Raw genomic sequence first — 13,208 nt, 5'->3', positions numbered from 1 at the left:
AGGCCCCGGTCCTCACCTCGTGACCGTCACCGACACGGTGATCGGGGTGGACGCGCCCTTCGCACCGTTGTTGGTGACCAGCAGCGTGGCGACGTACGTGCCGGGCGCCAGACCGGTGGTGTCCGCGGTGATGGTCAGGGCGTCCTTCGCCCCCGGCGGCACCTCGCCGGAGGTCTCGGCGGACAGCCACGGCACGTCGCTGTACGCCGGCAGCGACCCGTCGACGTGGTAGACCTTGCTGCCGTACGGCCGGCCGGTCGCGTTACCGAGCACCCACAGGTTGCCCTGCTCGTCCAAATCCAGCCCGGCGCCGCTGAGCGGGTTCGGGTCGGGGTCGGGCACCGAGGCGAGCGGCTGGCAGGTGGCCGGGTCGAGCGCCCAGATCGACTCCTTGGAGTCCTGGTTGATGCCCCACAACACGTTGTGTTCCTCGTTGAGGGCCAGGCCGGTCATCCACGGGATGGGCGGGGTGCACTCCGCCAGCACCGAACCGGGCTGCGGGTGGGACAGTCCGGCGAGGTGCCGGATACGCCCGTCACCGCTGAGGTAGAAGGTGTCGTCCGAGGCGCGGTAGGCGAGCCCGTAGTAGAGCTTGTCGGCCCACGGCCCGGTGATGGTCTCCTTCACCTCCAGGGTGTCCGGGTCGAAGCACACGATCGGCAGGTCCCCGACGAACGACATCTTCGGCGCGCACATCAGGTCCCGGTTCGGCACGTACGCCATGTCCGAGGGCCAGCCGCCGATGGGCAGCACACCCTTGCCCAGTGACCGGCCGTCCGTGCTGAAGCGCTGCAACTGCCCGAACAGGTACGAGTTGGAGACGATCAACTCGCCGTTGCGGTAGCCGACGCCGTAGGCGTTGTAGAGCTCCTTGACCGGGAACGAGCTGAGCTGCCGGCCGGGGATGCCGCTCGGCGGTGTGGGCGAGTTGATCTCCCGGGCCAGCCAGGTGGCCGGCAGGTCACCCCGGTTGGTCAGGGTCACCGTCGCGGTCCGGGTCGCCCCGGCCCGCGCGGTCAGCGAGACCGCGTTCCGGTTGGCGAGCAGCAGCGGCGTACGCGGCGCCAGGTCGTGCCTGACGACCGTCGACTCGACCAGGTCGACGGTGCTCCCCGGCAGGTCGTAGCCCGGTTGCAGAGCGGTCACCGTGACCGGCCCGGCCGGCGCCTCCAGCTGGTAGAAGCCGTCGGCGTCGGTGGTCGCGGTGATCGGCTGCGGGGCGTCCGGCGACTCGACCCGTACCGTCGCGCCGGCCAGTGGCTGGCGGTCGTTCGCGTCGCTCACCGTGCCCCGCAGCAGACCACGACCGGCCACCCGGAAGGTGACCGCGTCGGCCGCGTCGAGCACCCGCTCGTCCCGCGAGTACGTCAGCGCGTCGCGGCCGGTGGCGTCCTCGATGCCGACGGTCGCCGAACCGCCGGTCCCCGCCGCCGTGGCGGCGAGCTTGCGGTACTGGATGGTGACGGTGCCGTTCTCGCCGAGGCGCACCTGGACGTCGACCCGGGTCTTCGGCGCGCTCTTCAGCGCGGCCCGGTTCCAGGTGGCCACGAACTGTCGGGCCGTGCCGGTGCCGGACACCCTGGTGCGCACCGTCGAGCCGTGGTCCAGGACCAGGTCGTCCCAGAACGCGTAGACGGCCGGTGCGGAGATCGCCGGGGTGGGCAGCGGCCCGTTGTCGCCGACCGAGGTGGTCGCGTCAGCGCCGAACGTCAGGTAACCATCGGTGTGCACGGTGAGCCGGCGATAGGTGCTGCCGTAGAACGTCACCGGGAACGGCAGGTCGACGCCCCGGCTCGCGGTGTCGCCGGTGAGCGGCAGCACGCTGCCGCCGTCGACCCACGCGGCGGTGGCCGTCCCGGCCTGGTAGCCGTGCCGGTCGGCCTTCGCGGCGAGCGCCACGTCCACCGTCTCCGGCCCGTCCACGGTCAGCGCCACCGTCTTCGGTGCCAGCCAGCGGCCGTAGTCGACCAGCAGGTCGTAGTCGGCCTCGGGCAGCATCCCGGTGTAGTGGCCGTCGGGATCGGTGACGAAAGCCGGGAACGTCTCCCCGGCGAGCGCCAACCGGGCGCCCACGACCGGTTTGCCCGCCGGGTCGGTGACCCGGCCCTGGATCGCCTGCCACGGCGCGGGCTCGGACAGGTCCAGCGTCAGGTTGGTCGTGCCGCTGGTCGGCACGGTGATCGTCTGCCGTACGGTCCGCCGCGCGAAGAACGACGCGGTCAGCGTGTACTCCCCGGCCGGGACCCGGCCCAGTTGGACCGTGCCGCGCGCGTCGGTGCGGGAGGTGCGGGTGACCAGGGCGGAGGTCAGGGTGATCTTCGCACCGGACAGCGCGAGCCCGTTCAGGTTCGCGTGCACCACGACGCCGCCGAGCTGCTCCGTGGAGGCCTGGGTGACCAGGTCGTACGCGTCGAGCCGACCCTCGCCGTAGACGTTGTTGTCAGCCGGGGTGCCACCACACTGCAGGTCGTTGACATCGCGCGCGGTACGGTCCAGCAGCTCCCGGGTGGTCGCCAGGTCGCGGCGCAGGTTCGGCACCGCCGACCAGGCCAGGGCGACCGCCCCGGCGACGTGCGGTGCGGCCATCGAACTGCCGTCGCTCATGCCCCAGTCGCTGCCCGGCACGGAGGAGAGGATGCCCACCCCGGGCGCGGTGATGTCCGGCCGCAGCGTGCCGTCCGGGCCCGGCCCACGGCTGGAGAAGCTGGCGATCACACCGTTGGCGTCGGTCGCGCCGACGGCGTACGCCAGCGGGTTGATGGCCGGGTGGCCCGCCGTGCCGCACGGCTCGGGCATCTGGTCCGCCTCGTTGCCGACCGCGAAGACGGGGAAGATGCCGGCGGCGACCCAGGAGTCGATGATGGTGTCGTAGAAGGTGGGGTCGCCGTCGTGGCCGCCCCAGGAGTTGTTGATGATGTCCGGCGCGAGGTCCGGACGCGGGTTCTCGCCGTTGTGGTCGGTCGGCGCGAGCATCCACTGGCCGGCGGCGAGCAGCGCGCTGTTGCTGCAGTAGTTGGCCTCGCACCCCTTGGCCGCGATCCAGGTGGCACCGGGAGCCACGCCGGTGATCCGCCCGTCGCCGTCGTCACCGAGCATCGAGCCGACCGTGTGGGTGCCGTGCCCGTAGTTGTCGCAGGGCGTCGAGGGCAGGCAGATCCCGGTCGGGTCGTACCAGTTGTAGTCGTGGGTGAAGGTGCCGTTGCCGGTGTTGCCGCGGTACTGGCGGACCAGCGCCGGGTGGTCGTACTGCACACCGGAGTCGATGCTGCCGACGACGATGCCCTCGCCGCGGGTGCCGTACTCGCGCCAGACCTTGTCGGCGCCGACGGACGTGAGGTTCCACGGCAGCTGGGGGTCATCGGCGGAAGCGCCGGCGGTGCGGACGGGCTCCGCGAGCCTGGTCCCACCGATCGCGGTGATCCGCGCGACGTCGGCGCGGCCGGCCAGCTCGGTCACCAGCTTCAGGTCACCGGTGACCTCGATGACGTTCGCGATCCAGTACGGGGTGAAGTCGGCGTGCCGGTTGCGCAGCAGGGAGCGGAGCCCACGCTGGGTGTTCTCGGCGTGCGCCAGTTTGGTCTCGTAGACCCGCGTGGTGCGGGCCACCCGCCCGGCTCGGCCACCGGCGGCCCGCTCGACCCGGTCCAGGTCGCGCTTGTCGAGCGTAGCCTCGTCGGTCAGCTCGACGAAGAAGCTGGCGTTGGTGCCGGCACGGGCCGAACCGAGCACGCGCGGGTCCACCTTGCGCAGTGGGTCGGCAGCGCCGTTGCTGAGCGCGGGCGCGGCCACGGCGGCGCCGGTCGGCAGTGCGAGCACGATGGCCAGCGCCGCACCGACGGCGCCCATGGCTCGACGTGTCCGCTGTCTGGGTCTGAGCATGAAGAACGTCCCTCCCTCGGGCGGTCGCCCGGGGAAGGACGGCACCGCCGTCGCCGATTCTCAGGCGCCGGGCCACCGGTTGAACCGCGTGAGCGCTGGCGGGGCACGGACATGGCGGGTCTCCGCCATCCCGCGTTGGCCCCACCGACACCGGCACGCCACCCGTCAACGCCCGCACGCGTAACCCTGCATCCCCCGGGGGTTCGCACCCGCGGCGAGCACGCCCGTCGCCGGGTCGCGGGTCACGGCACAGAGCCGACCCAGGCTCCACCCGTCGGCGACCCGCACCTCGTGCCCGTACGCCCGCAGGGCCGCCAGCGCACCCTCGTCGAACCGGTCCTCCACCACCAGGACGCCGGGCTCCATGTCACGGGGATAGAACGACCCCGGAAGGCTGACCGTGTGCCACGTCGGCGCATCGATGGCCTCCTGCAGGGGTTGTCCACCGACGAGATGCCGCAGCAGGAACGGCAGCTGCCACTGGTCCTGCTGGTCACCGCCGGGGGTGCCGCACGCCAGCACCGGCTCCCCGTCGCGGTGCACCATCGTCGGGCTCAGCGTCGTACGCGGTCGGCGGCCCGGAGCCAACGACGAGGCGAGACCCTCCTCCAGCCAGAACATCTGCAACCTGCTGCCCAGCGGGAAGCCGAGTTCCGGGATGGTCGGCGAACTCTGCAACCAGCCACCACTGGGCGTAGCGGAGATCATGTTGCCCCAGCGGTCGACCACGTCCACGTGGCAGGTGTCGCCACGGGTCACCCCGTCCGACTGCACCGTCGGCTCCCCGGTCGTGGGGTCCGTCGGGTCGGTGCGACGCCCGGCACCGGGTCGGACGTGGGCCGGCAGGCGTGGCTGTGCACCGTCGGGGCGCCCCGGCCGCAACTCGGTCGACGCGCGATCGCCGATCAGGGCCGCCCGCTCCCGCGCGTACTCCCGGGAGAGCAGCGCCTTGGCGGGCACGTCGCCGTCGCCGTACCAGGCCTCCCGGTCGGCGAAGGCGAGCTTGAGCGCCTCGGCCTGAGCGTGGACGCCCGCCGCCGTGCCCGCGTCGTACGCGCCGGGGTCGTCGAGTGCGTCGAGGGTGGCCAGTGCCTCCAGCAGCACCGGACCCTGACCCCAGAACCCGGTCTTCGCCACCGTGTAGCCGTGCCAGTCGAGGGTGGCGGGCTCCTCCCAGGTCGCCGAGTACGCGGCCAGGTCGTCGCCGGTGACGAGCCCGGCGTGCGGGCGCCCACTGGAGTCCTGGAACGGCTGCCGGCTGAACGCCTCGATCGCCTCGGCGACGAAACCCGTACTCCAGGCCCGGCGCGCGGCCTCGATCTGCGCCTCCCGGTCGGCGCCGGCCGCCTCCCCCGCCTCGACCAGCCTGCGCAGGGTGCCCGCGTACGCCGGGTTGGCGAACATCTCCCCCGGGACGGGTGGCCGGCCGCCGCGCAGCCAGAGCGCGGCGGAGGTGGGCCAGTGTTCCTCGAACAACGACCGCACCGCCGCCACGGTGTCACCGACCCGGCCCACCAGCGGGTGGCCGGCACCGGCGTAGCCGATCGCCGGCTCCAGCACCTCGGCGAGGGTGCGCGTGCCGTGCTCGCGCAGCAGCAGAAGCCAGGCGTCCACCGCGCCGGGTACGGCCGCCGCGAGCGGCCCGGCCCCCGGGACGAGGTCCATCCCGAGGGACCGGAAGTGCGCGATGGTGGCACCGGCCGGCGCCGGCCCCTGCCCGCACAGCACCTTCGGCCTGGGGTCCTCGGCGGTGGCCACGATGGCCGGCACCTCGCCGCCCGGCCCGTTCAGGTGCGGTTCGACCACGTGCAGGACGAACCCGGCGGTGACCGCGGCGTCGAAGGCGTTGCCGCCACGTTCGAGGATGCCCATCGCCGCCTGGCTGGCCAGCCAGTGCGTCGAGGACACCATGCCGAAGGTGCCCTGCAGTGTGGGTCTGGTGGTGAACGTCATGACAACACCTCACTCGGATCTGCGGTGCGAACGTCGGGACCGGTGCCGTCCGGCTGGACCAGGTGGCACGCCGCCATGCCGTCGCCGATCGCCGTCTGCGCCGGCACCTCCGTCGCGCACCTGTCGAACGCGAGCGGGCACCGGGTACGGAACCGGCACCCGGACGGCGGGTCGAGCGCGGACGGCAGGTCGTCGCCGAGCAGCACCGGCTGACGCTGTCGTTGGCGCACCGGGTCGGCCACCGGCGCGGCGGACAGCAGGGCCTGCGTGTACGGGTGGGCGGGCCGGGCGAAGATCCGCTCGCGGGTGCCCTTCTCGACGAGTTGACCCAGGTACATGACGGCGATGTCGTCGGCCAGGTACTCGACGGCGGACAGGTCGTGGGTGATGAAGAGGCACGCGAACCCGATGTCGCGTTGCAGGTCGGCGAGGAGGTTGAGCACCGACGCCTGGACGGACACGTCGAGTGCGCTGGTGGGTTCGTCCGCGATGAGCAGCATCGGCTCGGAGATCAGCGCCCGGGCGATGCTGACCCGTTGGCGTTGCCCACCGGACAGCTCGTGGGGGTAGCGACGCGCCACCTCGGCGCGCAGGCCCACCCGCTCGAGTTGCGGAGCGACGCGGGCGTCCCGGTCGCGACGTGAGATCCGCTTGCCGGCCAGCCGCAGCGGCTCGGCCACGATCTCGCCCACGAGCATGCGCGGGTCCAGTGACGCGGCCGGGTCCTGGAAGACGATCGACACCGCGCCGCGGTGTGGACGCAGCCGCCGCCGGGACAGGTGGGTGACGTCGGTTCCGGCGATCCGGACCGTCCCCGCGGTCGGCTCGACGAGCCGCACCACGCATCGACCCACTGTCGACTTCCCGGAACCGCTCTCCCCGACCAGGGCCGTGACCCGGCCTCGCGGGATCGTGAGAGACACCCCGTCCACGGCGCGTACCGGGCCGAAGTGCATCACCAGGTCCTCGATCTCCAGGGCGTTCGGCTGTGGCGTCATCGGGTCGCCTCCTGGGCTGCCACGGAGCAGGGGTGCCAACAGGCCGCGAGGTGGCCGGTGCCACCGACCCCCTCCAGGGGTGGGGCGGCGTCGCGGCACCGTGCGTCGGCGGCCGGGCAGCGGTCCGCGAACGTGCACGCGTCGGGCTGCGTCGACAGGACGGGCACCAGCCCGGGGATCTCCGTCAACCGGTCGGTGCCGGCGTGCCGGCCCGGTTGCGGGGACGCCGACAGGAGCCCGGCGGTGTACCGGTGCCGTGGGTGGGCGAACAGGTCGATGACCGGCGCCCGCTCCACCACCCGTCCCGCGTACATGACGACGACGCGGTCCGCGATGTCGGCGATCACGCCGAGGTCGTGCGTGATGATGAGGATGCTGGTGCCGAGCCGGTCCCGCAGGTCCCGCAGCACCTGGAGGATGCCGGCCTGGACCGTGACGTCCAGCGCCGTGGTCGGCTCGTCGGCCACCAGCACCTTCGGGCCGCAGGCCACCGCCATCGCGATCATCACGCGCTGGCGCATACCGCCGGAGAGCTGGTGCGGGTAGGTGTCGACCCGAACGGCGGCGGACGGGATCCCGACCAGCGTCAGCAGTTCGACGGCGCGGGCCCGCGCCGCCCGTCGGGACATCCGCTCGTGGACCTGAAGCACCTCCCCGATCTGACGCCCGACGGTGAGCACCGGGTTCAGGGATGTCATCGGCTCCTGGAAGATGTAGGCGATCTCCTGGCCGCGTACCCGACGGAGCGCCGACTCGCGGGCGCCGACCAGTTCGGTGCCGTTGAGGCGTACGGACCCGGTGATCCGGGCGCTGCCGGGCAGCAGGCCGGCGATGCTCATCGCGGTGACGCTCTTTCCGCACCCCGACTCGCCCACCATTCCGACGATCTCCCCGGGGGCGAGATCCAGACTGACACCGTCGACCGCCGAGACGGTGCCGGTCTCGGTCGGAAACGACACCGAGAGGTCGCGTATCTCCAGGACGGGCGGGGAGGCCGTGGTCATCGCCGGTCTCCCTTCGGGTCGAGGGCGTCGCGCAGGGCGTCGCCGAAGACGTTGAACGCCAGCGCCAACCCCATGATCACGACGCCGGGGAGGACGGCGGCCCACGGTGCCTGGGCGGCGAACTGCTGGGCGGTGGCGAGCATGGTGCCCAGGCTGGGGGCCGGGGGCTGGATGCCGAGGCCGAGGAACGACAGCACGGCCTCGCCGAGGATCGCGGCCGGGATCGCGACCGTGGCCTGCACCAGGATCACTGACGTCGCGTTCGGCAGGATGTGCCGGGCCAGCACCCACAGGTCGCTCGCCCCGTCGACGACGGCTGCCGCGACGAAGTCCAGCGACTTGAGGCGCAGCGTGTCCGAGCGGACGACCCGGATCACCCCGGGGATCTGGGCGATGCCGATGGCGACGGCCGCGTTGCCGAGGCTGGCCCCCCGGATGGCCGCCAGCCCCACCGCCATGATCAGGAACGGGAACGCGAGCAGCAGGTCGGTGAGGCGCGAGATGACGGCGTCCCAGGCCCGGAAGTAGCCGGCGGCGAGCCCGAGTGGCACTCCGATGACCAGGGAGGTGGCCACCGCCAGGAGGCCCACCTGCAGCGACGCCCGCGCCCCGAGCATGATGCGGGAGAGGACGTCGCGACCGAGGTCGTCGGTGCCGAGCACGTGCCCGGGGGTGCCGGGAGGTGCGAACGTACGGGCGAAGTCGGTCTGGTCGACCGAGTAGGGCGCGATCCACGGTGAGAGCAGCGCGATGACGGCGGCGAGCGCGAGCACGACGAAGCTCACGACAGCGAGGGGGTTGCGGCGCAACCGCCGCAGCACGCGTGTGCGCCGGGTGATGCCGGCGGCGCCGGTCTCCGCCATCGGTACGGTGAGGACGGTCATGCGGGATCTCCCGTCACCCGGATCCGTGGGTCGATGACCGAGTAGAGCAGGTCCACGAGGAAGTTGATCACGATGTAGGCCGTCGCGGTGAGCAGGACGACGGCCTGGATCACCGGGTAGTCCCGTTGGAACACCGCGTCGATGGTCATCTTGCCGAAGCCCGGCAGCCCGAAGATCTGCTCGGTGACGACCGCGCCCGAGATCAGGCCGCCGAGTTGGAGACCCACCACGGTCACCACCACGATGAGGCTGTTGCGCAGGGCGTGCCGGGTGATGACGGCGCGCGGTCGCAGGCCCTTCGCCTTCGCCGTCCGCACGTAGTCGGACGAGAGCGAGTCCAGCATCGCCGACCGGGTCTGCCGCATGATGATGGCGGCGAGGCCGGTCCCGAGGATCACTGCGGGCAGGACGATGTGGTGCAGGTTGTCCACCGGATCCTCCAGGAACGGCACGAAGCCGGATGCGGGGAACAGCCCGGTCGCCACGGAGAGGTAGAGGATCGCGAGCAGGCCGAGCCAGAAGTGCGGCACCGACAGCCCGACCAGGGCCAGGCCGTTGGCGAGCCACTCCGCCGGGCGCCCGCGGCGGACCGCCGCGAGCACCCCGGCGCCGACCCCGAGCGCCGCGGCGATGAGGATCGCCAGGACGGACAGCTCGGCGGTCACCGGCAGGGCGGTCGTGAGCATCGACGAGACCGGCGTACCGGTGCGGATCGACACTCCGAAGTCGCCCTGCGCCATGCGCTCGACGTACTGCGCGAACTGGACCGGCAGCGGTTGGTCCAGCCCGTAGTGCCGACGGATGGCCTCCAGGGCCTCCGGCGACCGGTCCTCTCCGGCCAGTGCGAGGGCCGGGTCACCGGGCAGCGCCCGCACGCCGACGAAGACCACGATCGCCGACAGCAGCAGGGTCAACGCCGACTGCCAGGCGCGGGTGAGCAGATACCGGGCCACGGCGACCTACTTGGTGAAGCCGGCGAAGGCTGCCCGGAGCACGCCGTCCGGGAAGACCTGCAGGCCCTGGATCTGCTTGCTGACGGCGGTCAGGTTCCGCTGCCGGTAGAGGTAGATCAGGGCGTCGTCCTGCTGGAGCAGGGTGACCGCCTGCCCGTACAGCTTCTTGCGCTCCTCGACGTCGCCGGACTGGCGGGCCTGGGTCAGCAAGGTGTCGAGCTGCGGATTGCTGTAGCCGGCGACGTTCTGGCTGGCGCCGGTGCCGACGAAGTTCGTGATGTTGGCGTCGGGGTCGATCCGTCCGCTCCAGCCCAGTTGCAACAGCTCGAAGTTGCCGCGGTCCTGCTCGTCGAGGAGCGACGAGTATTCCACCGGGTTGATCTTGAGGTCGAATCCGCCGTCCTTGACCATCGACTGCAACGCCTGCGCGAGGCGCAGCGCGTCGGGTGTGTTCGAGGCGAGCATCGTCACCGCGTACGGCGTCCGCACACCCGCCTCGGCGAGCAACTGCTTGGCCTTGGCGGGGTCGTGCGCCGGGCAGGTCTGCGCCTCCGGGGACGAGAACGGGCTCGCGGGCGAGATCGGTGAGCAGGCGGCGGTGTGCAGGCCGTTGAAGACCGCCTCGACCAGGGCCTTGCGGTCGATGGCGTGCTCGAAGGCCTGCCGCACCTTGGCGTTCTGGGCGAGGGGGCGGTTGATGAGTTTCGGCGGGGTTCCGACGCCGTCGACGTTGCCGATGTTGATCGTGAGGCCCTGGTACCCGAGAGACTGCGACTGCAGGACGGAGACCGTGGTGTCCTGTCGCAGGGAGGCGACGTCCTGGGTGGAGACGCTGTCGGCGACCTGTGCGTCGCCGGAGCGCAGGTTGGCGGCGCGGATACTCGCGTCGCTGAGGATCCGCCACGAGATGGCGTCGAGGTGGACCTTGCTCGCGTCGTAGTAGTTCGGGTCCTTCACCACGTCGATGGAGTTCTGCGGCACCCGTTTGGCGAACTTGAAGGGGCCGACGCAGACCGGCGCCGAGGCGAAGTCGTCGCCGAGGCTCTGCAACGCCTGGCCGCTCATGATCATGCCGGCCCGGTCGGCGAGGGCACCGAGCAGGGGCGCGAACGGCTGCCTCAACCGGAGGACGACGGTCTGCGCGTCCGGGGTGTCGACGCCGTCGATGGGGCCGAGTTCGCTCTTGCGCGCCGACCGGGTGTTGGTGAGGTGGCGCTGCAGGGTGGCCTTCACCGCGGCGGAGTCGAACGCCGTCCCGTCCGCGAAGCGCACGCCCGGACGCAGCGGAATGGTCACCGTCCGGCCGTCACCGCTCGTGGTGGGCAGGGCCGTCGCGAGCTGCGGTACGACCTGCGCCTGCTCGTTGACGTCGTAGAGCTTCTGGCACATCGCCTGGAAGACGTAGCGGGAGTAGAGGCTTCTCGACAGCGTCGGGTCCAACGCGTCCGGCTCCGCGGAGAGGGCGATGACCAACTTGCCGCCCTGCTTCACAGCGGCGGGGTCTGCCGGCGTACCGAAGGACTCCTGGCCTGCCTGGTCGCCTCCGGACTGGTCGCCGTCGCTGTTCGACACCGGTGAACAGGCAACGACCGTGCAGACGACGGCGGCCGCCGCCACCGCGGCCCGGAGCACACGGCGGCGGGGTAGGTGCGTTTCGCTGACGGAGAGGTTCGTCATGGAGAGCTCCTCGATTGGGCGATTCGGGGAGCGTATGTTGTATACCAAACCGCCGCAAGACCTCCATGAATGGCTCTCCCGCAGCCGACGCGTGCGTGAGCACGATGGACAAAGCGGGCCCGCGGACAGCGCACGCCGTGTCCCTGGCCGGGTGGTTGGTCACCGACACCGGAGAATCCCGATTCGGTGACCAACCGCCACGCCCACGTTCAGCTACGCCGACACGTGGGCCACCCCGGGCCGTCCGCTCTGCACGTAGACGCTGGCCCGGGTCGTGACCGGGGCGCCCGGCGCGTTCACGAACGGCACCACCCGGTAGTCGGTCCGCATCTCGCCGTGGCCGAGGTGACAGACCTGATAACCACGCTGGGAGTTGTGGAACTTCATGTGCGGATTCTCGGCCAGCCAGGTCACCCCGAGCGCGTCCATGTCCTGCCCGTTGCCGCCCGAGCTGATCGCGGTCCCGAGGAACTCGGTGCCGACCGTGCGCGATGCCGGGTCGGAGAAGTCCAGCTTGAGATCCGCGGCGACACTCCGGTGCGCGTCACCGGTGATGACGAGGAAGTTGTCGACGTTACGGTGCGCCAGACCGTCGAAGAGCCGCTGACGCGCCGCCGCGTACCCGTCCCAGGTGTCCATGCCGAACGTCTCCGCAGCGCCGCCGGTGTGATCGGCCTCCATCGCGAAGACCTGGTTGCCGAGCACGTTCCACCGGGCGGTGGACGCACCGAGGCCTGCCAACAGCCAGGCCTCCTGCTCGGCGCCGAGCATCTGCCGGTTGGGGTCCCAGCGCAGCGACTGGTCGGTGAGCTGCTGGTCGCGGAACCGCCGGGTGTCGAGAACGTCGAGCTGAAGCAGGTCGCCGAACGTCAGGCGCCGGTAGACCTGCATCTCCGGGCCCCGGGGCATCGACGACCTGCGCAGCGGCAGGTTCTCGTAGTACGCCTGGTAGGCGGCGGCACGCCGCAGCCGGAACACGGCCGGGTCCTGGTCCGGCTCGGTGTCCGGCTGGGAGTGGTCACCGGCCCAGTTGTTCTCCACGTCGTGGTCGTCCGGGGCGACCACCCACGGCGCGGTCCGGTGCGCGGCCTGCAGCGCCGGGTCGAGCTTGTACTGGGAGTACCGGATCCGGTAGTCGGTCAGGGAGAACGTCTCCACTGCCGGGAGGTGTGGGCGGCCGATCGATCCGGCGCCGCCGCCCTCGTAGATGTAGTCGCCGAGGTGGACCACGAGGTCCAGGTCCTCACGGGCCATGTGCTCGTACGCGGTGAAGTAACCGTCGGTGTAGGCCTGGCAGCTCGCGAACGCGAAGGTCAGCGACCGGAGGGCCGCCCCCGGCCGCGGTGCCGTACGGGTGCGGCCCACCGGGCTGACCTGGCCCGCGACGCGGAACCGGTACCAGTACACGCGGTCCGGCCGCAGCCCGTGCACCTCCACGTGCACCGAGTGCGCCCACGCCGCCGTGGCACGCTCCACGCCACGACGCACCACCCGGCGGAACGTCTCGTCCTCCGCCACCTCCCACCGCACGTTGACGGCGCGGTCGGGCATGCCGCCGAGCCCATCGAGTGCGAGCGGGTCCGGTGCCAGGCGGGTCCAGAGAACGACCCCGTCCGGTAACGGGTCGCCGGAAGCGACACCGAGCGTGAACGCGTAGCCCGGCAGGGTCATCCGGTCGTCCGAGACGTCGGAGTTCGCCGAGGCGGGTGCGGCGCCGACCAGCGCCGCGCCGGCGGCGACACCTCCCAGGGCGAGGAAGTGACGACGCGGCAGCATCAGAGGGGACTGCGACATGGATGGGATACCTTCCGGGAAGCAGATGGTGTGGCCTTTGCTTCCTTGATCCCAACTGCCCGACGT

Annotated in this window: 8 protein-coding genes; all 8 read right to left on the bottom strand. The window is 71.7% G+C overall.

Annotated elements, in window-relative coordinates:
- Window positions 1-12: 12 nt before the first annotated feature.
- Complete coding sequence (locus ACQEUX_RS05250; protein WP_433041958.1) at window positions 13-3,879, bottom strand: S8 family serine peptidase; 3,867 nt, start codon at window positions 3,877-3,879, stop codon at window positions 13-15.
- A gap of 165 nt (window positions 3,880-4,044) precedes the next feature.
- Window positions 4,045-5,832, bottom strand: a complete 1,788-nt coding sequence (locus ACQEUX_RS05245; RefSeq protein WP_433041955.1) for a gamma-glutamyltransferase family protein — start codon at window positions 5,830-5,832, stop codon at window positions 4,045-4,047.
- Window positions 5,829-6,830, bottom strand: coding sequence for an ABC transporter ATP-binding protein (locus ACQEUX_RS05240; protein ID WP_433041952.1), 1,002 nt, complete (start codon window positions 6,828-6,830; stop codon window positions 5,829-5,831). The genes ACQEUX_RS05245 and ACQEUX_RS05240 overlap by 4 nt, the downstream gene beginning before the upstream one ends.
- Complete coding sequence (locus ACQEUX_RS05235; RefSeq protein ID WP_433041949.1) at window positions 6,827-7,834, bottom strand: ABC transporter ATP-binding protein; 1,008 nt, start codon at window positions 7,832-7,834, stop codon at window positions 6,827-6,829. Before ACQEUX_RS05235 ends, ACQEUX_RS05240 begins: the two co-directional genes overlap by 4 nt.
- Complete coding sequence (locus ACQEUX_RS05230; RefSeq protein WP_433041946.1) at window positions 7,831-8,718, bottom strand: ABC transporter permease; 888 nt, start codon at window positions 8,716-8,718, stop codon at window positions 7,831-7,833. The genes ACQEUX_RS05235 and ACQEUX_RS05230 overlap by 4 nt, the downstream gene beginning before the upstream one ends.
- A complete protein-coding gene (locus ACQEUX_RS05225) occupies window positions 8,715-9,671 on the bottom strand; it encodes an ABC transporter permease (RefSeq protein ID WP_433041943.1) in 957 nt (318 codons plus the stop codon). The genes ACQEUX_RS05230 and ACQEUX_RS05225 overlap by 4 nt, the downstream gene beginning before the upstream one ends.
- Window positions 9,672-9,677: 6 nt before the next feature.
- Window positions 9,678-11,348 carry an ABC transporter substrate-binding protein gene (locus ACQEUX_RS05220; RefSeq protein WP_433041940.1) on the bottom strand — a complete coding sequence of 557 codons (1,671 nt, stop codon included), beginning with the start codon at window positions 11,346-11,348 and terminating at the stop codon, window positions 9,678-9,680.
- Window positions 11,349-11,561: 213 nt separating this feature from the next.
- Window positions 11,562-13,142 carry an alkaline phosphatase D family protein gene (locus ACQEUX_RS05215; protein WP_433041937.1) on the bottom strand — a complete coding sequence of 527 codons (1,581 nt, stop codon included), beginning with the start codon at window positions 13,140-13,142 and terminating at the stop codon, window positions 11,562-11,564.
- Window positions 13,143-13,208 lie beyond the last annotated feature (66 nt).

This window comes from Micromonospora sp. CA-259024 (assembly GCF_050936255.1).
Lineage (GTDB): Bacteria > Actinomycetota > Actinomycetes > Mycobacteriales > Micromonosporaceae > Micromonospora.
The sequence above is the reverse complement of the archived record's forward strand: the minus strand, read 5'-3'. Positions and strand labels throughout refer to the sequence as shown.